This is a genomic window from Oscillibacter sp. PC13 (assembly GCF_900115635.1).
In the GTDB taxonomy this organism is placed as follows: domain Bacteria; phylum Bacillota; class Clostridia; order Oscillospirales; family Oscillospiraceae; genus Oscillibacter.
The window spans coordinates 109,642-134,565 of the sequence record NZ_FOXE01000007.1 but is presented as its reverse complement, the minus strand read 5'-3'; the positions used below and the strand labels follow the sequence as shown (position 1 = coordinate 134,565).

The window sequence follows — 24,924 nt, the reverse complement described above, 5'->3', positions numbered from 1 at the left end:
CTCCTTATAGATAATTGTTCCCCCACTTTGCAGTTTGACCTTGGTAAGGCATGGCCGTGAACCCGACCGGTCAGGCGATCAGCACCCTAGAAAATCGTGTACGGCTCTTTGATAGGCGGCCACGGGATTTTCCGCCTGTGTAATCGGACGGCCAACCACGATATAATCACAGCCGGAACTTCCGGCCTTCTCCGGCGTCATAATACGCTTTTGATCACCTGCGGCGGAGTCCGCGAAGCGAATGCCGGGCGTCACAGTGAGGAAGCCGTCCCCGCACCGTTCCTTGACAAGCGCAGCCTCCAGGGGAGAGCAGACCACGCCATCCAACCCGCTGTCGGCGGCATTTTTGGCATAGGAGAGTACAGTTTCTGCCATGGGGGTTTCAATCAGCAGCTCATTTTTCAGAACGGCTGTATCGGTAGAGGTCAGTTGCGTGACAGCAATCAGCAGAGGACGGGTGCCGTCCGGACGGGTCAGTCCCTCCAGCGCACCCCTCATCATTTCGGAGGCGCCGGCGGCATGGAGGTTTACCATGTCCACATCCAGCCGGGAGAGAACCGCCATGGCCCTCTTTACCGTGTTGGGAATATCGTGGAGCTTCAGATCCAGAAAGATCTTGTGTCCTCTGGCCTTAATTTCCCGTACGGCATCAGGCCCCTCTGCATAAAACAGCTCCATGCCGATTTTTACAAAAGGCTTTTTCCCGGCGGGAAACTTGTCCAGAAATGCAAGGGTTTCCTCCTTAGTGGGAAAGTCCAAGGCGATGATTACATCTTTTGCACTCATATCAAAACAGTCCTTTCTGTTGAAGTCAGAGTATATTGGGCTTCTTCCGCTGTCAAAACCGCTGCGGCGGAAGCTCTTCCGGTATCATGGTGTTTCCTCCGCTGCCAGAGGAGGACGTGCAGCCCACCAACAGGGAAAGCATCAGCAATTCCGGCAGAAAATACCGCCTCGTGAGAACTCCGATCAGCGGTGGGCGACACCGGTTAAATCGCAGATGTTTTCCACACCCAGCCGCCGGCACACAGCGGGCAGGTTTTCCACAATGGTTTTACAGGCATAGGGATCCCGCAGGTTGGCGGCGCCGATTTCCACGGCGCTGGCTCCCGCCATCATCATTTCACATACATCCTCGGCAGAGGATATGCCGCCACAGCCAATGATGGGAAGCCTTACCGCCTCATAGACATCCCACACCATCCGCAGTGCCACAGGAAACACTGCCGGGCCGGAGAGGCCGCCGGTCCGGTTAGCCAGCAGAGGGCGCTTCGTTTTCAAATCAATGCGCATTCCAAGCAGGGTGTTGATCAGGCAGATGCCGTCGGCTCCTGCATCGGCACAGGCCTTGGCAATTTCCACGATGTCTGTGACATTGGGCGTCAGCTTCATGAACACCGGCTTGGAAGTGACGGCCTTTACCGCCCGGGTCACCTCTGCGGCCGCGGTGGGATCGCAGCCAAAGTTCTTTCCGCCCGCATGGACATTGGGACAGGAGATGTTCACCTCCAGAATTCCCACCTGGGGGCAGGCGTCCAGCTTGCGGCAGTTTTCTGCGTATTCCTCCAGAGAAAAACCACCTACATTGGCAATCAGCGGCCCCTGAAACAGCCGGGCCATATTGGGAAGCTCCCGCTCAATCACAGCGTCAACACCGGGGTTCTGGAGCCCGACGGCATTCAGCATGCCGCCTTCTGTCTCCGCAATCCGCGGCTGGGGATTGCCCAGGCGCGCCTCACCGGTGGTTCCCTTGAAGGAAAAGCTGCCCAGAATGTTCAAATCATAGAGCTCCCCGTACTCCCTGCCATAGCCGAAGGTACCAGAGGCGGGAATCACCGGATTTTTCAGCTCCACGCCGGCCAGGCTTACCATTAGTCCTGCCATACAATCTCCTCCTTGCAGAGAATGGGGCCGTCCTTGCAGACGCGCTTATACCCGTCCCTCGTAGGAACGGTGCAGCCCATACAGGCGCCGAAGCCGCAGCCCATCCGGGCCTCAAAGCTGAACTGGCCGCCGGTGAGCTGGGAAAGATTGTGGACGGCCTTCAGCATGGGCGTGGGGCCGCAGACAAAGGCATAATCGCACTCCGGTACATTTGCGGCAAGGTCCGTGACAAAGCCGCGGATGCCAAGGCTTCCGTCCTCCGTGGCCACCAGCAGCCGGCAGCCCAGGGCGGCAAATTCCTCCAGATAAAAGGCTTCCTTCCACGTGCGGAAGCCAAGGGCCACCGTGGGGGAGACCCCGGCGTCCACCATCCGCTTGGCCAGACCATACAGCGGCGCGATGCCGATGCCGCCGCCCAGCAGAATGGGGTGCTCTCCGGAAAGAGAGAGGTCGAAGCCGTTTCCGAGACCGGACAGCACATCCAGTTCCTCTCCGGGGACGGAGCGGACCAAGTCCTTCGTCCCCTCGCCTACCACCCGCACCAGAAGCAGCAGGGCGCTGTCCGTCCAGTTGCAGATAGAGATGGGACGCCTGAGAAACTTCCCGGGCAGCTGAATGTTGACAAACTGGCCCGGGGCCGTGATGGCAGAGGTGTCGCCGGAGAGTACCAGTTCATAAGTGTCCTCCGTCAGCTGCCGGGCGTGTTCCATGGTAAAGAGGGACTGTTTCATTCTGTGTCCTCCTGTCTTAAATTGGCGTAGACCATCTCTCCGCGGCAAATTGTCAGTGCCACGGCGGCGGAGACACCCCAGCCGTCAAAAGGAGTGGCGTGTCCCAGAGAGCGGAAGGAGCCAGCGTCAATGATGTGAGGACGGTTCAAATCCAGCACAGTCAGGTCAGCAGGCTGGCCTGACTCAAGTTTCCCGCCAGGAAGGCCAAAAATTCTCCTGGGATTGACGCAGAGGGCATTCAGCAGCGTGGGAAGCGGCACAATGCCGGTTTCCACCAGCTGGGTATACAGCACCGGAAAGGCACATTCCAGGCCGACAATTCCGTTAAGGCTGCATGTCAGGCCTCCGGACTTTTCCTTGGCGGAGTGAGGGGCATGGTCTGTAGCGATGCAGTCCACAGTACCATCCAGCACACCTTCAATCAAAGCCTGCCGGTCAGCAGCGGAGCGGATGGGGGGATTCATGCGGAAGCGTCCGTCATTCTGCAGATCCTCGTCGCAGAGCACCAGATAGTGGGGACCGGTTTCACAGGTGACCGGCAGCCCCTCTGCCTTGGCGGCACGGACCAGTGCCACGGATTCCTTCGTGGAAACATGGCACACATGGTAACGGCAGCCGGTCTCCCGTACCAGGCGGATGTCTCTCTCCACCTGCCGCCACTCGCTCTCGGAGGCGTTGCCGACAAGATCGTGGGCCTTGGCATAAACGCCGTCATGGACACACCAGCCTTTGGCCAGCAGGGACTCGTCCTCGCAGTGGGCCACAATGGGCTTGCCCAGCACCTTGGCATGCTCCATGGCGGAGCGCATCTGCGCCTCGGACTGAACGCCTCTGCCATCGTCAGAAAAACCGCAGACAAAGGGAGCCAGCGCATCCAGGTCAGCGGCATTCGTACCTTTCTCATCCCGGGTAATGGCACCGTAGGGGTAGACGTAAATACTGGCGTCCCGTTGAATCACATCCAGCTGCGGTTGCAGGTGTTCCAGCGTATCCGGTACGGGGTTGAGATTGGGCATGGCGCATACTGCCGTATAGCCTCCGGCGGCAGCGGAAGCCGTGCCGGCCGCAATCGTCTCTTTATAAGAAAAACCAGGCTCCCGAAGATGAACGTGAACATCAACGAAACCTGGAGTAATCAAATTATCATGCAGCTCAATTACGGAAACATCACTGCGGGGAAGGGCGGGGGAAACGGAAACAATACGGCCGTCACAGATCAAAACGTCTGCGTGCTGGAAGTTTCCATCCCGGAAAACGGCTCCGCCGGTCAGCAGCAAATTCATGGTATAGCCCCTTTCACTGAGTTTTCATTCAACATATTATAATAGCTGAGAAAGTGATACTTGTCAACGGATTTTCAGGAAGTTCTGATAAAAAGCAAAAAGATGGCCGTTGGCGCCGCACAGGACGCCAACGGCCTAAGTTACTGGAAAGACGCTGTTATTCCACTGCCGCCGGAACAGCCGATTCGGAGGGGGGACCTTTCTTCTTCCGGCCGAATCCGTGGCTGAGATTATCAATCACAGAATAGTAGACCGGGGTGAATACCAATGTGACAACAGTGGAGATGACCATACCGCTGATCATGGTAATTCCCATATCGCTCATCATTTCGTTGCTCTCTCCAAGCCCCAGAGCCATGGGAACCATCGCTAGGACAGTAGTGAGAGTGGTCATCATGATGGGGCGGACGCGCAGGGGACAGGCGTGCAGGATGGCCTCTTCCCGACTCTCTCCCATACTGCGGCGAATTTTAATATATTCCACAAGGATAATGGAGGAGTTGACTACGGTGCCGGCAAGCATAATGATGGACACCAATGCGATAATAGACATGTTCCGCCCAGTCAGGGGCAGCGCAAACAGAGCACCGGTGAAGGCCACGGGCAGAATGAACATGACGATAACCGGCATAGAGAAGGATTCGAACTGAACGGCCAGTACGAAATATACCAACAGCAGAGCCACTACCAAGGCAAAGCCAAGGTCCGAGAAGCTCTCCATCATATCCTCATATCCGCCGGCGGTTTCCGCCGTATAGCCCTGCGGCAGTGCATAGCCATCCAGAATTGCGTGAATCTGCTGTGTAATGGCCGTGGTATCACCGCTGATGGTATCGCCGGAGATGGTGACCTGCCGGGTCTGGTTGTGGCGGGTGACGCTTTGAGGGGCTTGCTCAACCACTACATTTGCCACGGAACTCAGGGGTACGGTCCCGCCGTAGGAAGAGGAGACTGGCATGGAGCGCAGGGCATCCAGGCTGGCGGCGGCGGTACCGTCGCCCTTGACCACCACGTCATATTCTTTGTTGTCGATGGTGACGGTGGTGGCGGTGGATCCGGTGAGTTCAGAGCGGACGGCGGCACCCACAGCGGCGGCAGTCAGGCCATACTGAGAGGCGGCTTCTCGATTCATGGTGACCTTGACCTGAGGCACCTGATCAGAGAGGGAGCTTTCGACATTGACGGCATCGGGAAGTGCGGCAATCTGATCCGTCAACTCACCGGCGATGAGACCCAATGTGTCATAATCATCACCGGAAATCTCCACGGCAATGTCACTGCCGCTGAGCATGGCCATGGAACTGGAAGCGCTGACGGTGATTTCACAGCCTGCAATGTCCTGAAGGGCTGCCCGCAGGTCGTCTTCAATATCAAAGGCGGTACGCTCCCGTTCACTTTTGCCCACCAGGTTGACGCCCATGGTGACATCACCGGCGGACATCATAGAGGAGCCGCTGCTGGCAATATAGTACATCTCCTCCATCTCCGGGCACGCCTGCTCCACAATCGCCACAATCCGGTCGGCAATGGCGGAGGACTCCTCCAGACTGGATCCGGTTGGCATGCTGACGCTGATGGAGACGCTGCTTTGATCCATGTCCGGGATCATCACCATCTTGGTGCTGATCAGCGTCAGCGCAAAAATGGCTACCAAACCGACAGAAACCAGCATGCCGGTTTTCAGGTGATAGACGAAATAGCGCAGAAGACGCAGATAAAACTGATTCAAGCGATGGAACAGGCCTCCGAAAAACGACGCAATGCCGTTGGTGTGCGCCCCTGCACTCTTTTTAGCAGCCCGCTTTATTTGCTGCTTGCGGATTTTTTCCGCATCCAGTGTGAAGTAGCAGAGAAGGGGAACCAGGGTCAGAGAAATGATCAGGGAGGAAGCAATCAAGGAGGCGATGGTTAGGGAAAAATCCCGGAACATGTCGCCTGCTATGCCACTTACCAGTCCCATGGGGACAAACACGGCCAGCGTGGTAAGCGTGGAGGCGACAACCGAGGAGGTGACCTCTTTGGTGCCGTCCACACAGGCGCTCATCCGGTCATGGCCTTCTGCGGCAAAGCGGTTGATATTCTCCAAAACCACAATGGAGTTATCCACAATCATGCCGACACCCATGGCGATGCCGCCCAGGCTCATCATATTCAAAGTCAGATCCAGAACGTTCATCAGGACAAAAACGGACAGGATGCAGACGGGCATGGAGATACAGATGGTCAGGGTGGGACTGCCGCGGCGCAGGAACAGGAACACCACAATGGCAGCCAGCAGAACCCCCTGCCAGATGTTGCTGAAGGCATTGTTCACGGATTGGTCAATGTAATCACTGGCAATATAGGGGAGGGAATACCGGATGCTGGAATTTTCCGCTGCCAGTTCTTCCATCCGCTTTTCAACCGCTTGGGCAGCGGCCATCTCGTTGGAACCGGATTGCTTGGAAACCTGGAGAAGCACGCAGGCGGTATCGCCAACTTTAGCAACAGCGACTGGATCGTCAGATGTCATTTCCACATTGGACACCTCGGACAGACGGACGGTTCCACCGCTGGGCAACGTGATCAGGGTATTGGCCACATCCTCCACAGACTGGAATTTAGCATCAGTGGAAACGGTTAGCTTTTTGGAACCGTTTTGCAGATCTCCACCGGGGTATAAAAGGTTTTGCCCGGCCAGGAACTGGGAAATGTAAGAACTGGAGAGGCCAAAACCCGCAGCTTTCGCCGGATCGATCTCCACGGAGATCTGCTGCTCCAGACCGCCGTTGACAGAGACCTGGGCCACGCCATCAATACGTTCCAACGCAGGAGAGACCACATCCTCCGCCAGCGTCTGGAGTTGGGAAAGATCGTCGCCCATCAGGGCAATCATGGCGGTCGGCATCATATCGCTGAGGCTCATATTGATGATAATGGGATCGGAGGCGTCATCAGGAAGAGACACCATATCGAATTTTTCCCGCAGCTTCGTGGCTGCAATGTCCAGATCCGTGCCGTCCACATATGTAATCTGAATGGTGCTGACATTTTCGGAGGAGGTAGACTCAATTTCTTCCACGCCGGAGACCGACATAATGGCAGATTCCAGAGGAGCTGTCACCAGATCTTCAATGTCACTGGGGTTTGCGCCCACATAAGTTGTCATGACCACAGCCATCGGCATTTCCATGTTGGGCATCAGGGCCATCTGCAGCTGTGAACCGTACATGATGCCGAAGATGACCACCATGATGACGGCCAGCAGCGTGGCCACCTTATGCTGGATACACGCCTTTGCAATATTCATCGGGTTTTAATCCTCCCCAGAGACAATGCGCACTGCATCGCCATCTTTCAGGTAAGACTGCCCCACAGTCACAAGCTGCTGGCCGGCGGTCAGGCCGGAGGTAATCTCTGTAACGCCGTTTCCAGTCAGGCCGGTGGTGACTTCTACATATTTGGCAGTATTTTCCTCCACAACAAAGACATACTGTGTTTCACCGCTGGTAAGGATCGCTTCGGTGGGGACCACAATGGTACCGACAGAGGTGTCCGTATGGAAGGTTACGTCTGCAAACATGCCGGAGAGAAGCCCGCTGGCAGTGGAGGGAACCGTCAGCACAACGGTGTACAGTTTAGTCTGTACATTGGCGGCCTGTTCGACAGAACGGATGGTCGCAGTGAATGTCTCGTTTGCGGCACTGACAGACACGTCCGCACTGTCGCCAATGGAAAGCTTTGGAATCAGCGCTTCCGACACGGAGACTGTGACCTTCATCTGGTCGGCGCCGTCAATGACGGCCACCGGCATGGCATTGGAGGTAAAGCTGCCCTCCACGGCATTCATAGTAACGAGGGTGCCGGAGATAGGGGCAATGACGTTTCCGGCGCTGTCCACATTTTCCAAAGCGGTGGACAATTGCTCCAAGGAGGATTTGCTGCTCTGCATGCCAGCCTCCAGCTGGGCCAACGTGGAGTTGCGGGTGGCAATGGCAGACTGGAGCTGCAGTTCCGCCTGATCGATCTCAATCTGAGAAGCCGCGCCAATTTCAAACAAGGCTTTCAGATCATTGACGTTTTTCTGATAAAGGCTGATTTGGCTGTCAAATACCGCCGCCTGGTCCTGATAACTTTGAACCGCAGAGTTATAGCCAATGTTGGCGGCATTGTAAGAGGCCAGCGTGCTCCCTAAATCCAGGGTGCAGATGACATCTCCGGCAGACACTGTATCGCCGGCCTGAGCATAGACAGCCGTACACTTGGCGCTGGTGGCCACCATGATGGTGGACTCATTGTCCGCGGCGACCTTGCCGGAAACCTTGTTTTCCGTAGAAATGGTGTCAGAGAGAACCTCTGTCACCTGAACGGCAGTTCCGGCCGGGGCCTCCTCTGTCTCCTCACCGCTGCTGCCGCAGGCGGTGAGGCCAAGGATCAAAATCATCGCCAGAAGAGCGGCTGAGATGCGTTTGTGTTTCATAAAATGCAGTTCCTCCAATTAGTTCAGGATGCCGTGCTGCACAGCCCAGCAATAGGTGTTGTATGCGGAAAAAAGATCAATAGCCGCGTTTTGGACGGTGTCCTCTGCTGCGCGGAGATCGTCCTCAGCGCTTAACAGCGTATTTTTGGAGATGGTGCCCTGCTGATATTTCAGCTGTGTAGCAGCGTAGCTGTCCTTCTGACAGGTCAGGGAAACTCGGGCTGCATTCAGAACTTGCTGGTAATCCCCAACCTGAGCATACAGGGTACGGAAGCTCAGCTCATAGCTCTGCACGGTTCCATCATAGGTGTATTGTGCAGCCTGCCAAGTATGCTCCACGATTTGGCGCTCATACCGGGTGGAGCTGTATCCGTATTGACTGAGGCCGTCTATGTAATCCTCCTTGGCATCCTTCAGCGTCTGCTCCGCTGCATACAACTCATAGCTCCGCTCTTTTGCTGCGGCTAAATCGGTTTCCAGATCCATCTTTTCCAACTGCTCTGCCGTTACCTCCGGGACGCTTCCCAGAGTAATGTCTCCGGTCATTTCCGCACCAATCAGCATTTCCAGCTGGGTTTTGAGACTTTGAATATTCATCTGCACGGTTTCCAGGCCGCTGACAAGAGAGGTGCGCCCCGCTTTGGTCTGCTCCAGCTGCAAGGCAGAGATTTGACCCAGCTGGTACCGGAGCCCCATCTCCTCCACCGTGCGGTTCAAAGAGGTCAACTGCCGTTGGAGGGACGCCTCTTGGGCCTCCAACTGCACCAGGGCTGTATACAGGGATTCACCAGCCATGACAACCTGATCCTGGACATTTTTCAGCTGCCGGATAACGCCGGCATTGTCCTCCTGCAGCTCTCCGTCTTTCAGGGATTCGAAGGTATCCCGCAAGGAGTCGTAGGTTTGGTCCAGCTGGTTATAAGTATAGGATTCCGATCCAAGTCCGGTGGGATCCATCAGCAGATACCGCTGTGCCAGAGCGATGCCATTCAGGGACTCCCGCAGGCTTTCATACATTTTGTCGTAATCGATGACTTCAATCGAAGCAATGTTTTCCTCCAGAGCCAGCAGGTTCAGATTGTTCTCCCGCATCCGGCGCTCTAAATTGGAAAAGCTGATGGTACCGACCGCATCCGGTACATAGGCAGTATCTGCCTCCTCTGGATCCGGCCCCGCTGGAGAGGGTGCGGCATCCGCCGCCCCTGCATCGTCTCCCGGGGTTTCCGGGGCGGCATCTTTATTGCCGTCAGTTTCTGCTGAAGCGCCCTCAGTATCGGTTGTCTGCTCCTCTGCTGTGGACTGCTCCTCCGCAAGAGCGGAAGCTCCACAGATGGATAACGCAAGGGCGAGTGCCAGCAATAATGGAATGATTCGCTGTTTCATAGTTCCTCCTTCAGTGCGCCGACGGATACCGGATCACAGGGCCGCAGGCATCCGCGCTGAATAATTTCCAAGCGGGATTCTAAATCCCTCCGGTATTCTTCGCAGCGTTCCGGCATCATAAGACTATCCATAATCGCCGATCCCAAGGCCATGACGGTCAGGGAAAAGACGTGGCGTACGAACTCAGAGTTCTGCTGACGTAAGGCAGAAGTGTCCAACTGCTCCACAACGCCTGCCAGCAACAGATTGCCGGGGTTTCCTTCTAGCATTTTTTGCAGGTCGATGCCGGGATTGATCCGCAGCAGACGGAGGCAGCGATCCAAGTAAGGATCGCACTCCGGAGGACGTCGCTGAAAGCTGTCAAAGGCCAACAATTGGGTTTTGAATAAATCTCCATGGCTTTTGGCAACCAACTTTGCATAGGAACTGAGAAAGCGCTCATGCATGTCTTCAATCAGATAGACAAAAAGATCTCGTTTGTCAGCAAAATACTGGTAAAAACTGCCGCGGGGAATGCCGGCTTGATGTACAATCTTGTTAATTGAAACGTCAGCAAAGCTGGTGTGGGTAAACTCCTTCCAGGCAGCGTTTAGAAACCGATTTCGCTTTTCCTCTGGCAAACGGAGGAAAGTATCCATCGGCATAAAATCCCTCCTCTTAAAAATGACAACATGTCATTTTATGACAAGCTGTCATTAATTATACGCAGAGGGCCTGTCCTTGTCAATCTCTTTCGCCCAGAAAAGAGGTGAATATTCTGTTAAGTTTTTTACGATTAAACGTAACAAAACTCCCCCCGGAACCGTTCCGGGAGGAGTTGATGAGAAATGAAAAATCAGGGGTGGGGACACCTGGGACAGCGGGAAATCACTTGGGAATACACACTGGAGAGCTGCGGCCAATCCACCAGCCGCCACCAGTTTTCAAAATACTCTGCCCGCCGGTTTTGATACTGCAGATAGTAGGCATGCTCCCATACGTCACAGCATAACAGCGGAAGCAGGGGAAGCGGTGTGTCCTGGTTGGCAGTTTTGCAGACGGACAGCCGGCCGTCGCTTTCTGCGGTAAGCCAGGCCCAGCCGGAACCGAACTGCCCCAAAGCTGCGGTTTTTATAGCGCCTTTCAGAGCCTGTAGTCCGCCGAAGTCCCGCTCGATGGCACCCAGCAGAAGGGCGCCGGGAGAGCTTACCGGTGTTGGATGCAGTGTACGGAAATAGAGATCGTGATTATACACGCCTCCAGCGTTATTGCGGACGCCCTGACGGATTTCGTCCGGAAGCTCTGCCCAATCCCGACAGAGCTTCCAGAGCGGCCAGCTCTGATAGACCGGGCGCCGCTCCAGCAGATGGTTCAGTGTTTCAACATAGGCTGCAAAGTGTTTATCGTGGTGAAAGTACATGGTCTTTTCATCCAGCTCCGGAAGCAGCGCATCGTATGCAAATGGGAGTGGCGGCAGAGTAAAGGGGTAGTGTTCTTCCATGGAACTCATCCTCTCCGGTGAAATTCCGCACCGGTAAGCAGGTGCTGTCATCAATATATGTGGGGAAGCGGCTAAAGATGAAAAGAAAAGGGGAGCACCAGCGGTGCTTCCCCTTCTTGAAAGATGACTCTATTCGTGATGGCCACCGCAGTCGTGCTCACCGCAGGTATGGCCCTCCCCGTGATGATGCTCACAGGTGGCCGCATCTGCATAGGCAAGTGTACCGGCCAACAGCTCGGCCACCCGCTGATCAGCATCACCGCTGCAGCCGGCATACAGCTTGATGCCAGACTCCGCCAGGGCGGCCTGTGCCCCGCCGCCGATTCCTCCACAGATCAAGCAGTCCACGCCATGCTGCTGCAGAAAGCCCGCCAAAGCACCGTGGCCGCTGCCGTTGGTGTCCACTACCTGAGAGGAAACGACAGATCCGTTTTCTACTTGATAGAGCTTAAAGTGTTCTGTGTGGCCAAAATGACCAAACACATTTCCATTTTCATAGGTAACTGCAAGTTTCATATGAGATCCTTCCTTCTTCACATAACATTCACAGCGTGCCGGGCTGAGCAATCCAGAGTCCACGAAAATGTGGGCTTTGGCGGACTTACTTCTGGAGGGTTCTGACCCACATGCCGTATTTTTCCAGATTGGCAGCGCATATGGTACTGTCCTTGCCCTGTGTCAGGATATAGACCTTGATTTTGGGCTCGGTGCCGGAAGGACGCACCAGAATCGTAGTACCGTCTGCCAACTCAAACCGCAGCACATTGGATCCTGAGAGTTCCATGGTGGATTTTGCGCCAGTGGCACAGTCCACCACGCTTCCATCACGATAATCCTTCCAGGTGACAACCGCCACTCCGCAGATATCGGCGGGGGGATTTTCGCGCAGGGTCTTCATCAGTTCTGCCATGTCCTTCAGACCGTCCAAGCCCGGCATCACCAAGTTGTGGGTCTTTTCCGCATAGTGGCCGTACTTCTCATACAGCTTTTCCAATGCATCAAACAACGTCATTCCCTGAGCTGCATACCAAGCCGCCATCTCAGTGAGCAGCATGGAGGCCGTGACTGCGTCCTTGTCCCGGACATAGTCTCCCAGCATATAGCCATAGCTCTCCTCATAGGAGAAAATGACCTTGCCCTGGCCGCTCTCCTCCAGGGCGTTTTTCTTCTCCGCCATGAACTTGAAGCCGGTAAAGGTATCAAAGCACTTCACGCCGTTGGACTCAGCCACTTTTCGGGCCATCTCTGTGGTCACGATGGTCTTCAGAGCCACGGGGTTCTCCGGGAGCCTGCCAGCCCGCTTCATCGCACCAATCAGATAGTCCAGCAGCAGCACGCCAGTCTGATTGCCGGTGACGGGACAATACGCGCCATTCCGATCCCGGATCAAAATTCCAACCCGGTCACTGTCAGGGTCTGTTCCCAAAATGAAATCCACGTCGTTTTGCTTTGCCAAATCAATAGCAAGATAAAACCCTTCGGGATTCTCTGGATTTGGAGACACCACGGTTGGGAAACTGCCGTCAATCACCATCTGCTGGGGTTCGCAGATCACGTGCTTGATACCGAGAGCACGGAGGGCCTCCGGCACCAGCTTGTATCCACAGCCGTGGAAGGGGGTGTATACCATTTTAAAAGTATCTGCCACCTTGGCGACTGTTTCCCGGTCATTGATCATCGCAGTGACCTGCGCCATGAACCGCTGATCCGTTTCCGCGCCCAACACCTCAATCAGGCCAGCCTTTACCGCATCGTCATATGGGATGGATGTTACGCCGGTGAAAACATCAATTCCCTCCAACCGCCGGGCAATGGCATCGGCATGATGGGGGGGGAGCTGTGCGCCGTCTTCCCAGTAGACCTTATAACCGTTGTACTCCTTGGGGTTGTGAGAGGCAGTGACATTGATACCCGCTTGACAGTGGTATTCCCGCACGGCAAAGCTCAGCTCCGGTGTAGGGCGCAGGGATTCAAAAATCCGCACATGGATGCCATTGCCGGCGCAGACTTCCGCAGCGGCCCGGGCAAATTCCATGGAATGGTTCCGGCAATCCATACAGATGGCCACACCACGGTCCCTGCCGGACTGCCCCTCGGCTGCAATGACCTCTGCGAAGCCTTGGGTTGCCCAGCGGATCACATGGATATTCATGTTGTGCAATCCGACGGCCATGGTGCCACGAAGCCCTGCGGTGCCAAACTCCAGAGGACCGTAAAAGCGGGACTCAATCTCCTTTGGATCCGTCCGAAGCGCTTCCAGCTCCGCGTGTTCCGCAGGGGAAAGCGCCGGGCTGGACAGCCATTTTTCATATTCCTTCATGAAGTCCATCAGAAACCTCCTTTTTTTCCGTGCCGTTACCCGGCGTCTCATCCGCGTCCGCTGCCGGAGCGGCCAGCAGTGCACGCGCCTCTTCTATCCGGGAGGCGGGGACATAGATCTCCACGCCCAACCCCGCAAAACCAAAAATTACTTTTCCCTGGGTTCCCACCTTGAAGGCCGGAATGCCATACCCTTTCAGCATAGAAAGGGTGATGTCCGCCATGCCGTCCAACTCCGATTGGAGAACCAATTTTTCTGCGGTCTCGGGGCGGCCGCGCTCGTCCTTGGGCCATTGCTCCAAAAGCGCCGGGTCCGCCAGGGCCCAGAAGTCTTTTGCCTGCTCCATTCTGCAAACCACCTCATTATTTATGGTATTTTGTGCCTGCGTTAATTTGATACGCCCGATAAATCTGTTCCAGCAGCATCACCCGGGCCAGATGGTGGGGGAAGGTCATTGGAGACATGGAGAGCTTTACTGCAGCCTGCGCTTTGAGAGAGACGTGCAGGCCAAAGGAACCGCCAATGAGGAAGACCAGGTGATTCTCTCCATGATTGGCGCTGTCGGCCACCAAATGGGCCAACTCCTCGCTGGAGCGCATCCGCCCCTCAACACAAAGGGCGATCAGGCGGGCCGAGGGTGGCAGCTTGCTCCGGATGGCATCCGCTTCTCTAGCGAGGGCTGAGTCGATTTGAGCAGGAGAGGGGTTCTCGGGAAGGCGTTCCTCCGGAAGCTCAACGATCTCCAATTTGCAGTATCGGGAAAGACGCTTTCCATATTCCGCCGCAGCGTCCGTATAGAACCGCTCTTTCAGCTTTCCAACGCAAAGAAGGGTTACTTTTTGCATAGGACCCTCCTGACAACAACATGGGTGGGTCCCAGCGTATCCCGGGGAGCAACAGACAGCAACGGATTCTGCCCGGCGGCAGAGAGCGCGAACTCCACGGTGTTCCGGGCCATGGCAGGTGTGTTGTTCTCCTTGCTCAAATGCGCCAGCACGATTTCAGATGTGCCGTTTTCGGCCAGTGTTACCGCAAACCGGGCGGCGTCCTCGTTGCAAAGATGTCCTTCGGAACCCAGAATGCGCTGCTTTAAATAATATGGATAGGGTCCGCTGCGCAGGGTTTCCACATCGTGGTTGGCCTCCAGCACCGCCAGATCCACGCCGAGCAGGATCTCAGCTGCCTCTTCCGTCACATAGCCGGTGTCTGTCAAAAGCCCAACACTGCCGTCGGTAGTGTCGATTCGGAAGCCACTGGCACCGGGAGCATCATGGGCGGTGGGAAAAGCAGTTACCACACAGCCGCCGAGAGAGCAGGCGCTTCCAAACGCCAAAGGATACAAATGGAGAGACGATGCAGCCAAACGGTCTGCAAGGCCAAAGGCAGTGCGCTCACTGGCATAGACCGGACCACTCCAGCGCTTCAGCAGCGTTTGCAGTCCGGAGATGTGGTCGGTGTGCGTGTGTGTAACCAGGATGCCTGATAAATTCGTCAACTCCAGGCCCAGTGTCTGCAGGGCCGCACAGATGCGGCGGCAGGAGATCCCGGCATCCAGCAGCAGATGTGTGCTGCCGGCAGAAAGCAGCAGTGCGTTCCCGGAGGAGCCGCTGGCAAGGGTATGTAGGGTGGTCAAAGCGAAAACCTCACTGTAGTAAAGAATAGGGCGTCCGCAAGGGAGAACGTCGACTGTCGGTCGCCATCCTCCCCTGCGGACGCATCGATCTTCATCAAAAGGGGAGCCGGGAAGGAGTACCCGGATTCACCCAATGTGCGCTTCCAGCTCGTCACTTTCTCCGGGAATCTCCACGGAGCGGATATCGGCGCCCAGGCCGCGCAGCTTGGCCACGATATCCTCATAGCCCCGCTCCACATATTGCACACAGCTGATTTCACTCTCGCCCTGTGCAGCCAATGCCGCAATGACCAGCGCCGCGCCAGCCCGCAGATCACAGGCCTGGATCGGGGCACCGGTCAGGTGATCCACCCCCTCTACCACAGCGGTGCGGTCATCCACTTGAATGTTGGCACCCATGCGCTTCAACTCATCCACGTAACGGTAACGGTTTTTCCATACACTCTCTGTTACCAGAGAGGTTCCCTCCGCCAGAGAGAGCACGGTAGTAATCTGGGGCTGCATATCTGTGGGGAAGCCCGGATAGGGCAGCGTCTTCACATTGGTCTTCTGCAGGGAACCGGTGCGGCGGACCAAGAGGGTGTCCTCATGTTCCTCTACCTCGACCCCCATCTCCACCAATTTGGCAGTGATGCAGTCCATGTGCTTGGGAATAATGTTTTTCACCAGAATCTGTCCGCCAGTGGCGGCAACAGCCGCCATGTAGGTTCCAGCCTCAATCTGGTCCGGAATGATGGCATAGGTACCGCCGGAAAGGCGGTCGACGCCCTGGATTTTGATCGTATCCGTACCTGCACCCCGGATATTGGCCCCCATGGAGTTCAGGAAGTTGGCCAAATCTACAATATGAGGTTCCTTGGCGGCGTTTTCAATGATTGTGTTTCCCTCCGCCATTGCAGCGGCCATCATGATGTTCATCGTGGCGCCCACAGACACCACATCCAGATAGACGTTGGCACCCTTCAGGCGGCCAAGATCTGTGGAGGCATGGATAAAGCCTCCCTCCACCACGACTTTTGCGCCTAATGTGGTAAAGCCTTTTACATGCTGGTCAATGGGACGGACACCAAAATTGCACCCACCAGGCATCGCCACCTCAGCTTGGCCAAATCGGCCCAAAAGGGCACCGATTAAATAATATGAGGCGCGGATCTTACGGGCCAACTCATAGGAGGTCCGGGTAGAACGGATACGGCTGCAGTCAATTTCAACCGTATGGCGGTTGATGGTACGAATATTGGCGCCCAACTGCTCTAAAATTTTCAGACACAGCGTCACATCAGAAATCTGTGGAATATTTTCAATGCGGCAGACACCGTCCACCATCAAGGCCGCCGGAATAATGGCAACGGCGGCATTCTTGGCACCGCTGACTTCGACCTCTCCAAACAGGGGCTTTCCGCCCTGTACAATATACTTTGTCAAAATGATTTACCCTCTCTTTAAAAGGAACTTTCTTTGGTGGCAGCAACCCATTCCTTCTAAGAACAGTTTACCCGGCTGACGCCGCTTCATACCCGCACAAGGATCTGCGGACGGGCAAAATAATACCCGAAGAAACTCACACATAAATCATCATAACATACCAGAAAAAGAATTGCAAACCATTCCTGATGCTGTTTCCATAAAAAGTGAAAATGTGTGTAAAAAAGCCAAAAAACACTAATTGTGCGTAATAGCAGCCGTATAACAGTTTACATAATAAGAAGCGGTGTCGGTCACAATACACCAAGCCGGCGTCAGAGTGATGGGGGATGTTGTGGTGCCCTGGAGCTCATAGCAGAGATACATCTCTGTGATAACAGAAACCAAAGCTCCGCTCTCGCGGCGCATGCCCAAAAATAGAGACAGCGCGGCAACAGCAGAGAGGGGATCCTGGACATCGGATTCTGCAGTGGCGTCCGGAAGATGGGTGCCGCTGACCTTTGTGATGGCGCCGGATTCAATTGTAAAGGTGATGGTACAGTTGAATACTGGATATCCATCATAATATCGGACTGCTGTTGCAGTACCGCTGCCGGTTTCATCCAGGATAAAGGACAGATTTTTATAGTGGTTTTCCCGGCAGAATTTTCGGCAGAAACTCTCGGCATCCTCTGTTATCTGCGTTCCGATGATATCAAATGTGCCGTTGGAACTGCAGCGGGCGGCGCCATAATTGCTTCCGTAGGTATAGATACCGCCGCCTTGGTCCGTGGAGGAAAGACCATCGCCCAAAAAGGCAGCCGCCAGGGCCTGGTCTGAATTGGGGCTTCTGGTCAGCGTCTGGCCGGAAGGCGGCGCTTTATCTGGAATGGTATTGGCATCCAGTGCGATATTCTCTGCGGCGAATAGAGCGACCAGCTGTTCTGCTGCCTGCTGGCGGCTTTCCCGCTCAGCGGCGATCCGGCTGACCAGGGAGCCCAGCAGGCAAATATTCAGCAACGCTAAAATCAGAATCATAATCGTTTTTAAACGGGAACGTTCCACATGCGGTACTCCTTTCAGTGAGATTGCGCCCTGGAAAACAGAACGGAATTTGCTATTTCCAATGGGAGGCGCTGCAGTAGATCCTGAATATACCGTGCTTGAAACAGACGGCACCATATTACAAAAAAGTCAATCTGCCAACCAAGCGGCGGAGACAGTACTTCCACCGCTGTCGATATAGTCTATGGACAACTCAGATCCGCTGTGCGCGGAGGAAATGGCCAATACCTGCCGGAGTGGAAGCAGAAGAGATGTTTCTCCGGAACGTGTATACTGGCGAAAACGGATTTGGAGCGTGGAAACAGTACTGCCGGAAAAGGTAACCTCTGCTGCACAGCTGCCATCGGTAAAACGGATGGGAACACCATCCAGCTGATAGCCAAACTGCACAACAGTGGTGGTCCCGTTCTGCCGGATCTGCTGCAGGAATATGGAGGCATCCCCAGAAGAATTGCCTATCAGACCATTGATAAGGGAAGTAGCCCAGGCGGCAGCCTCTTTGCTGGTTGGAATTTCACCGGAGACCTTGATTTTCATGGCAGAATCCCCGCCTTGATATAAGACCGTGCCATCTGTGTATATCCGCAGGGAACCATTGCCGGCCATAATGACCTCTGTCCCGCTGGATTCCGTATAACGATTATTGGTATGGGGATTGAGTCCAAGTGCTGTTAAAAGAGATACGGTATCTGGCAGGGCGTTGACAGAAGCGAGCACGGACAGCTCCGGAAGCTCAGCCGGGAACAGGGAATAGGGCGCAACAGACTGAAAACCGGGATCCAGCGCAATATTGTCAAAGGCAAAGGAGGCACTGGTCAGCTCATAATTATTTACCGTGGACTCCAGATCAGAAGGAGAAACAGCAGTTTCACTGTGCAGATAACCCTGCTGTTCGTCCCAGATACAGAGGGACACATGCCCGGCTCTCGAAAAAATCACCAGCCTTCTGGCAGTCAAATCCGCATTGGAAGCATCCTCTCCCACCAAGCCTGCTAAAATGGAGAGCGGAAGCGGCTCCAAAAAATCGTAGTAGACAGAATTCCCTGAAAGTGCGCTCCGGAACGTATCCTCTCCACAGGGGGAAAAGGACTTCGCAGACCCTAGTGCTTCTCCCAGCAGCGTACGCAGGAGGGAAAAGGTATCGTCCGTCGTCGTCAGGCAGATATTGCCGTATCGGCCATAAGCGCCCGTGATGGCCACCCGCACCGGGGCAGAAAGATCCCGCAGTTCCGCCGGAGAGGCAACGCTGGAGAGTGCAGGTGGAGAACTGCTGAGCAGCCCGCCGAGGTACCCGCTGCTGCCATCCTTCAGATTGTACAACTGGGTTTGTGTAAACAATGCCACTGCTGAGAGCGTCAGCAGGACAATGGAAATATTCTGTAGAAAATCGCGGCGCCTGTGCTGAGCAGCGTCCATTTGCCAGCCTCCTTTGCAGCAGTTTCAAACAGAAATTTAAAAGCTTTGAGAACCCACGGACATTGAATAGGAGTGCCCGGAAAAGCCAAATGATTCAACGAATATCCTTTTTCTCTCATACAAAAACTTCTGAGGGAGAAAAGGCAGTTTTTATGACGCGGGGCCGCCGATGGGCAGAGTCAGGCGGATGGTGGTACCCGGCCCCTCATGATGGACCAAACGGATGGTGCCATTGTGCCGCTGGACAATTTCTTTTGCAATCGAAAGACCTAAGCCGGTTCCGCCGGACTCGCGGGAACGGGCCTTATCCACCCGGTAAAACCGGTCAAAGATCCGCTCCTGATCCTCTTCGGGAATCCCGATGCCGTCGTCTGCCACCTCCATCCAAACAGAGGCTTCCATGGAACCGGCAGTGATGTGAATATGACCGCCGTCCGGGGTATATTTGATGGCATTGCCTAAAACATTCATCATGACCTGTTCCAAACGGCTGCGGTCGCCGACAATTAACGGGAGGTTATCCAGCGGCCCGCAGGTCAGACTGTGGCTGTGGCGCTTGGCTTCCAGTGCATTGGCCTGAAACACACTTTCAATTGCCGCACCAAAGGAAAAACGGGACAACGTCAATTCTGCATTCCCCGCATCCAGACGGGAGAGCGTCAGCAAATCCTGAACGATGTGGGTCATTCTGTCCGTTTCGTTGATGATAATGCCCAGAAAGCTGCCGGCTGTCTCCTGCGGGAGATCCCCGCCCGAATCCAACAGAGTTTCCGCATAGCTGCGGACATTGGTGAGTGGGGTGCGCAGCTCATGGGATACATTGGCCACAAATTCCTTTCTGCGCTCTTCGTTACGGTGCTGTTCTGTCACGTCGTGCAGTACGATCAATACACCGCCGCTGACCTGATCGGAAAAAGGGGCCAGATACAGCTCCAGTGTCCGCTCACCGACCATCATTTCGCCCTCGGCATAATTGGGGCGCTGCAGGGCCAGCATCTGCTCAAAGGGATAAACTGTTCCGAACAGCTCGCCATAGGAACAGTTCTCATCCACTGTTCGCTGCAGCATGGTATTGGCGGCTGGATTGCAGTGAATCAAATGACCCTGGTGATCGAAAGCCACCACCCCGTCTGTCATATGGAGAAACAGGGTGTCCAATTTATTGCGCTCGTTTTCCATGGCAGCCAGTGTACGGTGCAAAACACCTGCCATCTCATTGAAGGTTCCGGTTAGAATGCCGATCTCGTCCGTAGACTCTACCGGCAGTTCACTGTCAAAGTCTCCGGAGGCAACTTTCTCCGCACCTGCTGTCAGCTTTTCAATGGGGCCAACCATGGTTTTTGACAGAAGAAAGCTCAACAATACAGAAATCAAAAGACCGATGACCAGGGCCTGCATAATGATTAGAAAAAGCTGGGAGTTCAGACCGGATACCGTATCCTTGGTGTCGAGAATATAAATGATGTAGGAGCTGTCACCATTGAAGATGGGAATGGCTACATCCATGTAATTTGCAGTGATATCGCTGTGATCTCCTGCCGTGGCTGCATCTTTTTGGACAATGGCGTTCCGGGCAGTTAAAAGATTGGCAGATGGATCCCGCGGCAACTGAGACGCATCTGTAGATCCAACGATGTAATCGCCGGTTCCTCCGTCCAGAATAAAGTAGTTCCGGGTGTTGTAATCAATTCCAAGCTTGCCGGTATTGGCTTTCAGCATCTCCTCCATCCGGCTTACCGCATCCGGCTGACCCGCTTCTTCCCGGAGGGTGTAAACGAAATCTGCATTTTCTTGGCCAAATACCGTATTCATCTGCTGATAAAAGGTTTCAATATAAAAGCTGGAGACACTGGTGGTCAAAAAGGCGCCCACCACAGCCATCAATGATGTGATCAGCAGCAGCAATATCAGCATCAGCTTCATATGCAGACTTCGGAACATGAGGCACCTTCTTTCAGGAAAGTTGGAACGGCGATTCGAACCCTGTGTGCGGGAGCAGGAACTGTGAGCTGCTTTGGGCAGCATCGGCCACTGCTTGTACAGCCGGAAGGGGAAAATAAACGGACGCCGCTTTATACTGCAAAATAATAACCTGCACCCCGCCGGGTCAGAATATAGACCGGGTTGGCTGGATCAACCTCAATTTTTTCGCGCAGCCGACGCACCGTTACATCCACGGTGCGCACATCATCCCCTACATAGCCGTAGTTCCACACCTGCTCCATCAGATCAATACGGGAGTATACCTTGTTGGGATGGCTGGCCAGAAAGGTGAGCAACTCATACTCGCGCTGGGTCAGATCGATGGCTTTTCCGGCCCGGAAGACTTGGTGACTGTCCGTATTGATGGACAAATCCCCTGACACAGGCATGGCGGAAGCTGCGGCTGCGGAGGCGGCGGGAGGCGTCATAGCGGTGCGGCGGATGTTGGCACCGACCCGGGCAATGAGCTCCCGCATGGAAAACGGCTTGGTGATATAGTCATCCGCGCCGATTTCCAATCCCAAAACCTTGTCCGCTTCTTCTTCCCGAGCGGTGAGGATGATGACCGGCACATTGTCCCCTTGTTCCCGCAGACGGCGGCACACATCAAAACCGTTCATCTTTGGCAGCATGACATCCAGAAGGATCAGATCCGGCTTAGAGGATACGGCGGCAGAGAGGCCGTCTTCTCCGTCATAAGCCTCACAGGTCTGATATCCCTCCCGCTGGAGATTAAACCGTAAAATATCCACAATGTTCTTCTCGTCTTCCACGATCAAAACAGTTTTTTGACTGTTCATGAAGAAACCTCCGTTTGTTATTACAAATCCAGTAGAATTTTCGCTTTCAGAACAGCAGCTACGGTTTTAGCATCGTCGATCTCGCCATTCATAATGCGATGAACCATCTCGTCAAAGGGAATACGCTCCAGGCGCAAAAATTCATCCGCATCTGGCTGCTGCTCGCCGATATGCAGGCCTCTGGCCAGAAAAAGATACAGCGTTTCGCCGTAACAACCGGGGGCTGGAAGAATTTTTCCCATGGGCAGCAATGTGTCGGGAACCGCTCCCGTCTCCTCCTTCAGCTCCCGCAGGGCACCGGTAACGGGATCCTCTCCTCCGTCCAGCTTTCCAGCGGGAATCTCCAGTAGCGTCTTCCCGAAAACATAGCGGTATTGTGTGACTGCCAGCACATTGTTCCGATCGTCCAGGGGTACAATGGCCACGCCGTCCACATGCTCAACGACCTCGCGAAAGGATGTGTGGCCATTGGGCAGTTCCACTTGGTCTACATGGACACTGAGAAACTTACCGGTGTATTTTTCCTCACGGGAAAGGGTTTTCTCCGTGAGATCCAAGGGATCATTCATTTTACAGCACCTCGCGTTTGATTCCTGAAAAATCAGGTTAGCCTACCATATCAAATTATTATATCACGGCGTATGAAAAATGCCAAGGCTGTTCTTTCTCTTGAAGAATGGGCGGAACTATGGTATACTGAATCAACTTTTTGAAAGAAGGAAATGAGGTGAGTCCCACGGAGAGGAAGGGAATTAAAATCGCGGCTCAGAACCGCAAGGCATTTCACGACTACTTCGTGGAGGAGCGGTATGAGGCTGGCATTGAGCTGTTTGGCACGGAGGTCAAATCCATCCGCGCGGGTACGCTGAACCTGAAGGATGCTTACTGCACGGTGAAGGATGGGGAATTGCTGGTCCATGGCATGCATATCTCCCCTTATGAAAAAGGCAACATTTTCAACCGGGATCCAGTACGGACACGGCGGCTTTTGATGCACAAGCGGGAAATCCGAAAGCTCCATGACCTCATCAAGCAGGATGGCTATACGCTGGTGCCCTTGTCCGTATACTTCAAGGATGCCCGGGTCAAGTTGGAAATAGGCCTCTGTAAGGGCAAGAAAAATTATGATAAGCGGGAGGCGGCCGCGCAGCGGGACGCAAAACGGGAGATGGACCGCACGATGCGGGAGCGGAATCGCTGATGAAACGGGATGCTACGCTGCAGCCGCGACGGAAAGGTGCGGAATTGTCCGGAGACGGACGGATATCGTGCATGTTTGGCAAAATGAATAAAGGCAGTAAAATTTAGATGAGGGCGGCACAGCCCGGAAGAAAGGAACGAAACAAAATGTCTGAAGTAAAAAATCCCATTGTCACCATTACCATGGAGGATGGCAGAATCATGAAAGGGGAGCTTTATCCGGAGAAGGCTCCCAACACCGTGAACAATTTTATCTCCTTGGCAAACAAGGGCTTTTACGACGGCCTGATTTTCCACCGGGTCATTCCAGGCTTCATGATCCAGGGCGGTTGCCCGGACGGCACCGGCATGGGAGGCCCCGGCTATGAAATCAAGGGTGAATTCTCTGGCAACGGCTTTGCCCAGAATGATTTGAAGCACACCACCGGCGTGTTGTCTATGGCGCGGGCCATGCATCCGGATTCCGCTGGCAGCCAGTTTTTTGTGATGGTGGCTCCGGCACCACACTTGGACGGCCAGTATGCTGCCTTTGGCCAGATCACCGAAGGAACAGAGGTTGCCATCGACATCTCCCGTGTGCAGCGGAACATGATGAACGACAAGCCCAAGACTCCGGTAGTGATCCAGTCCGTTCGGATTGACACCCAAGGCGTGGATTATCCGGAGCCCGCCACGCGATAAGCAACGAATAAGGAGGCGGTTTGATGAAGACTGCCATTATCACGGGTGCATCCTCCGGGCTTGGACGCGAATTTGTCCGCCAGTTGGCGGATGTGTTCCCGGAGGTGGAGCGAATTTGGCTCATTGCCCGCCGAAGAGAACGACTGGAAAAAATTGCCGAATCTTTGCCGGATCTATCGGTGGACTGTATGTCGCTGGATCTGTGTGATCCCATGGGCTTTTCCGCACTTCAAGGGAAGCTGATGGCAGAAAAACCGGATGTTGTGCTGTTGATTAACAATGCCGGCTGCGGTTACCTTGGAAATCTGGGCGAGGTGGAGACCTCCACGCAGACCCATATGATTGATCTGAACTTGCGGGCGCTGACCGCTGTTACCAACATGGTACTTCCCTTTATGGGCAGCGGAGGCCGGATTTTAAATGTATCCTCCATCGCTGCATTTTGCCCAAATCCGCGCATGACGGTTTATTCGGCCAGCAAGGCATATGTCTCTGCCTTTACAGTAGGGCTCTCCGAGGAAGTGCGAAAAAAGGGAATTGCCGTCACAGCGGTGTGTCCCGGCCCGATGAAGACGGAATTTTTAGAGGTGGGCGGTATTACCGGCAATTCCTCCGTGTTTGCAATGCTTCCGTATTGCGACCAGGTACGGGTGGCCGGCGGCGCCCTGCGGGCGGCAAGGGCGGGGCGTACCATTTATACGCCAAGGCTTTTCTATAAATTTTACCGCCTTCTTGCCAAGGTAACGCCTGTGAAGCTCATGGTGAAGCTGACAAAAACTTGATTGGAAGTCTGAAAAAGCCGGCCCTGAATGGGGCCGGCTTTTTACAGCGGCAGGGGCAATATGGAGCATCTGGAAATGGTTTTCATTCAACAGACTTTTTTGAGACACACAACAGGAAACGGCGGCATAGAATGCAAGGACGGATATGATTGGAGGAAGATATCATGGAAGATACCATCACTACCCCTGCCACAATACGCGCCAGGGTTCTCAGAGTCCAGTGCGATTGCCTGTTGGTTTGCGACTGCTGTGCCTGCCGGAGAATTGTGGTACATGCGGAAAACGCTTGCTGCTTTTGCCCGGGCGATCTTGTGTGTATCCAGTACAGCGGAGCCATGACCAAAAGCATCCCGCCGCAAATCAGTGCTACCTGCATTACAAAACTGTGCCACGGATAGGCTTTTCCAAAAGAGAGAATAA

At 54.5% G+C, this 24,924-nt stretch carries 24 protein-coding genes; 4 read left to right on the top strand and 20 right to left on the bottom strand.

All coding sequences use genetic code 11. From position 1 onward, the window contains the following. Positions 1-78 precede the first annotated feature (78 nt). From pyrF to BMZ81_RS05875, 20 genes are all read right to left on the bottom strand, one after another. Positions 79-786, bottom strand: a complete 708-nt coding sequence (gene pyrF, locus BMZ81_RS05970) for an orotidine-5'-phosphate decarboxylase (RefSeq protein WP_091129782.1) — start codon at positions 784-786, stop codon at positions 79-81. Between the two features lie 183 nt (positions 787-969). Continuing rightward, positions 970-1,884 carry a dihydroorotate dehydrogenase gene (locus BMZ81_RS05965; RefSeq protein ID WP_091129780.1) on the bottom strand — a complete coding sequence of 305 codons (915 nt, stop codon included), beginning with the start codon at positions 1,882-1,884 and terminating at the stop codon, positions 970-972. After that, a complete protein-coding gene (locus tag BMZ81_RS05960; RefSeq protein WP_091129778.1) occupies positions 1,872-2,615 on the bottom strand; it encodes a dihydroorotate dehydrogenase electron transfer subunit in 744 nt (247 codons plus the stop codon). Before BMZ81_RS05960 ends, BMZ81_RS05965 begins: the two co-directional genes overlap by 13 nt. Beyond that, positions 2,612-3,898 (bottom strand): dihydroorotase, encoded by a 1,287-nt coding sequence (locus BMZ81_RS05955; protein WP_091129776.1) that lies wholly within the window; start codon positions 3,896-3,898, stop codon positions 2,612-2,614. The genes BMZ81_RS05960 and BMZ81_RS05955 overlap by 4 nt, the downstream gene beginning before the upstream one ends. A gap of 157 nt (positions 3,899-4,055) precedes the next feature. Further along, complete coding sequence (locus BMZ81_RS05950; RefSeq protein ID WP_091129774.1) at positions 4,056-7,187, bottom strand: efflux RND transporter permease subunit; 3,132 nt, start codon at positions 7,185-7,187, stop codon at positions 4,056-4,058. Between the two features lie 6 nt (positions 7,188-7,193). Beyond that, entirely contained in the window at positions 7,194-8,357 is a 1,164-nt protein-coding gene (locus BMZ81_RS05945; RefSeq protein WP_091129772.1) for an efflux RND transporter periplasmic adaptor subunit, read from the bottom strand. An 18-nt stretch (positions 8,358-8,375) separates the two neighbouring features. Next, complete coding sequence (locus BMZ81_RS05940; protein WP_091129769.1) at positions 8,376-9,740, bottom strand: TolC family protein; 1,365 nt, start codon at positions 9,738-9,740, stop codon at positions 8,376-8,378. Then, positions 9,737-10,384 carry a TetR/AcrR family transcriptional regulator gene (locus tag BMZ81_RS05935; RefSeq protein ID WP_091129767.1) on the bottom strand — a complete coding sequence of 216 codons (648 nt, stop codon included), beginning with the start codon at positions 10,382-10,384 and terminating at the stop codon, positions 9,737-9,739. Before BMZ81_RS05935 ends, BMZ81_RS05940 begins: the two co-directional genes overlap by 4 nt. Before the next feature lie 191 nt (positions 10,385-10,575). Continuing rightward, positions 10,576-11,220 (bottom strand): superoxide dismutase, encoded by a 645-nt coding sequence (locus tag BMZ81_RS05930; RefSeq protein WP_091129764.1) that lies wholly within the window; start codon positions 11,218-11,220, stop codon positions 10,576-10,578. Positions 11,221-11,349: 129 nt separating this feature from the next. Next, positions 11,350-11,736, bottom strand: a complete 387-nt coding sequence (locus BMZ81_RS05925) for a NifB/NifX family molybdenum-iron cluster-binding protein (protein ID WP_091129762.1) — start codon at positions 11,734-11,736, stop codon at positions 11,350-11,352. 85 nt (positions 11,737-11,821) lie between these two features. Further along, a complete protein-coding gene (locus tag BMZ81_RS05920) occupies positions 11,822-13,549 on the bottom strand; it encodes a phospho-sugar mutase (protein WP_091129759.1) in 1,728 nt (575 codons plus the stop codon). Further along, entirely contained in the window at positions 13,527-13,886 is a 360-nt protein-coding gene (locus BMZ81_RS05915) for a putative signal transducing protein (protein WP_091129757.1), read from the bottom strand. Before BMZ81_RS05915 ends, BMZ81_RS05920 begins: the two co-directional genes overlap by 23 nt. A 16-nt stretch (positions 13,887-13,902) precedes the next feature. Beyond that, positions 13,903-14,385 carry a 23S rRNA (pseudouridine(1915)-N(3))-methyltransferase RlmH gene (gene rlmH / locus BMZ81_RS05910; RefSeq protein ID WP_091129754.1) on the bottom strand — a complete coding sequence of 161 codons (483 nt, stop codon included), beginning with the start codon at positions 14,383-14,385 and terminating at the stop codon, positions 13,903-13,905. Continuing rightward, complete coding sequence (locus BMZ81_RS05905; RefSeq protein ID WP_091129753.1) at positions 14,373-15,173, bottom strand: MBL fold metallo-hydrolase; 801 nt, start codon at positions 15,171-15,173, stop codon at positions 14,373-14,375. The genes rlmH and BMZ81_RS05905 overlap by 13 nt, the downstream gene beginning before the upstream one ends. Before the next feature lie 126 nt (positions 15,174-15,299). Then, the gene (locus BMZ81_RS05900; RefSeq protein WP_091129750.1) at positions 15,300-16,598 is read right to left on the bottom strand and encodes a UDP-N-acetylglucosamine 1-carboxyvinyltransferase; all 1,299 of its coding nucleotides are present in this window, start codon (positions 16,596-16,598) and stop codon (positions 15,300-15,302) included. 237 nt (positions 16,599-16,835) lie between these two features. Further along, complete coding sequence (locus tag BMZ81_RS05895; protein WP_143072743.1) at positions 16,836-17,642, bottom strand: two-component system regulatory protein YycI; 807 nt, start codon at positions 17,640-17,642, stop codon at positions 16,836-16,838. A 129-nt stretch (positions 17,643-17,771) separates the two neighbouring features. Further along, complete coding sequence (locus tag BMZ81_RS05890; RefSeq protein WP_091129745.1) at positions 17,772-19,058, bottom strand: hypothetical protein; 1,287 nt, start codon at positions 19,056-19,058, stop codon at positions 17,772-17,774. 150 nt (positions 19,059-19,208) lie between these two features. After that, positions 19,209-20,999, bottom strand: coding sequence for an ATP-binding protein (locus tag BMZ81_RS05885; protein WP_091129742.1), 1,791 nt, complete (start codon positions 20,997-20,999; stop codon positions 19,209-19,211). Positions 21,000-21,130: 131 nt separating this feature from the next. Beyond that, entirely contained in the window at positions 21,131-21,841 is a 711-nt protein-coding gene (locus tag BMZ81_RS05880; RefSeq protein ID WP_091129739.1) for a response regulator, read from the bottom strand. A gap of 20 nt (positions 21,842-21,861) precedes the next feature. Beyond that, a complete protein-coding gene (locus BMZ81_RS05875) occupies positions 21,862-22,410 on the bottom strand; it encodes an NUDIX domain-containing protein (RefSeq protein WP_091129737.1) in 549 nt (182 codons plus the stop codon). 158 nt (positions 22,411-22,568) lie between these two features. On the opposite strand from BMZ81_RS05875, the gene smpB reads away from it, so the two are divergent. The 4 genes from smpB (at position 22,569) to BMZ81_RS05855 (ending at position 24,902) form a co-directional block, all read left to right on the top strand. Further along, positions 22,569-23,042: an SsrA-binding protein SmpB gene (gene smpB, locus BMZ81_RS05870; protein ID WP_091129735.1), complete on the top strand. Its 474-nt coding sequence runs from the start codon at positions 22,569-22,571 to the stop codon at positions 23,040-23,042. 146 nt (positions 23,043-23,188) lie between these two features. Then, on the top strand, positions 23,189-23,722 hold the full coding sequence (locus tag BMZ81_RS05865; RefSeq protein WP_091129733.1) for a peptidylprolyl isomerase: 534 nt from the start codon (positions 23,189-23,191) through the stop codon (positions 23,720-23,722). Between the two features lie 23 nt (positions 23,723-23,745). Beyond that, positions 23,746-24,504, top strand: a complete 759-nt coding sequence (locus tag BMZ81_RS05860) for an SDR family NAD(P)-dependent oxidoreductase (protein WP_091129730.1) — start codon at positions 23,746-23,748, stop codon at positions 24,502-24,504. 164 nt (positions 24,505-24,668) lie between these two features. After that, complete coding sequence (locus BMZ81_RS05855) at positions 24,669-24,902, top strand: hypothetical protein (protein WP_091129728.1); 234 nt, start codon at positions 24,669-24,671, stop codon at positions 24,900-24,902. Positions 24,903-24,924: the final 22 nt, after the last annotated feature.

Bases quoted from the DNA above. Each gene is read 5' to 3' on its own strand.
- pyrF (WP_091129782.1), bottom strand. From the start codon at position 786: ATGAGTGCAAAAGATGTAATCATCGCCTTGGACTTTCCCACTAAGGAG.
- BMZ81_RS05965 (WP_091129780.1), bottom strand. From the start codon at position 1,884: ATGGCAGGACTAATGGTAAGCCTGGCCGGCGTGGAGCTGAAAAATCCG.
- BMZ81_RS05960 (WP_091129778.1), bottom strand. From the start codon at position 2,615: ATGAAACAGTCCCTCTTTACCATGGAACACGCCCGGCAGCTGACGGAG.
- BMZ81_RS05955 (WP_091129776.1), bottom strand. From the start codon at position 3,898: ATGAATTTGCTGCTGACCGGCGGAGCCGTTTTCCGGGATGGAAACTTC.
- BMZ81_RS05950 (WP_091129774.1), bottom strand. From the start codon at position 7,187: ATGAATATTGCAAAGGCGTGTATCCAGCATAAGGTGGCCACGCTGCTG.
- BMZ81_RS05945 (WP_091129772.1), bottom strand. From the start codon at position 8,357: ATGAAACACAAACGCATCTCAGCCGCTCTTCTGGCGATGATTTTGATC.
- BMZ81_RS05940 (WP_091129769.1), bottom strand. From the start codon at position 9,740: ATGAAACAGCGAATCATTCCATTATTGCTGGCACTCGCCCTTGCGTTA.
- BMZ81_RS05935 (WP_091129767.1), bottom strand. From the start codon at position 10,384: ATGCCGATGGATACTTTCCTCCGTTTGCCAGAGGAAAAGCGAAATCGG.
- BMZ81_RS05930 (WP_091129764.1), bottom strand. From the start codon at position 11,220: ATGGAAGAACACTACCCCTTTACTCTGCCGCCACTCCCATTTGCATAC.
- BMZ81_RS05925 (WP_091129762.1), bottom strand. From the start codon at position 11,736: ATGAAACTTGCAGTTACCTATGAAAATGGAAATGTGTTTGGTCATTTT.
- BMZ81_RS05920 (WP_091129759.1), bottom strand. From the start codon at position 13,549: ATGGACTTCATGAAGGAATATGAAAAATGGCTGTCCAGCCCGGCGCTT.
- BMZ81_RS05915 (WP_091129757.1), bottom strand. From the start codon at position 13,886: ATGGAGCAGGCAAAAGACTTCTGGGCCCTGGCGGACCCGGCGCTTTTG.
- rlmH (WP_091129754.1), bottom strand. From the start codon at position 14,385: ATGCAAAAAGTAACCCTTCTTTGCGTTGGAAAGCTGAAAGAGCGGTTC.
- BMZ81_RS05890 (WP_091129745.1), bottom strand. From the start codon at position 19,058: ATGGACGCTGCTCAGCACAGGCGCCGCGATTTTCTACAGAATATTTCC.
- BMZ81_RS05885 (WP_091129742.1), bottom strand. From the start codon at position 20,999: ATGTTCCGAAGTCTGCATATGAAGCTGATGCTGATATTGCTGCTGCTG.
- BMZ81_RS05880 (WP_091129739.1), bottom strand. From the start codon at position 21,841: ATGAACAGTCAAAAAACTGTTTTGATCGTGGAAGACGAGAAGAACATT.
- BMZ81_RS05875 (WP_091129737.1), bottom strand. From the start codon at position 22,410: ATGAATGATCCCTTGGATCTCACGGAGAAAACCCTTTCCCGTGAGGAA.
- BMZ81_RS05865 (WP_091129733.1), top strand. From the start codon at position 23,189: ATGTCTGAAGTAAAAAATCCCATTGTCACCATTACCATGGAGGATGGC.
- BMZ81_RS05860 (WP_091129730.1), top strand. From the start codon at position 23,746: ATGAAGACTGCCATTATCACGGGTGCATCCTCCGGGCTTGGACGCGAA.
- BMZ81_RS05855 (WP_091129728.1), top strand. From the start codon at position 24,669: ATGGAAGATACCATCACTACCCCTGCCACAATACGCGCCAGGGTTCTC.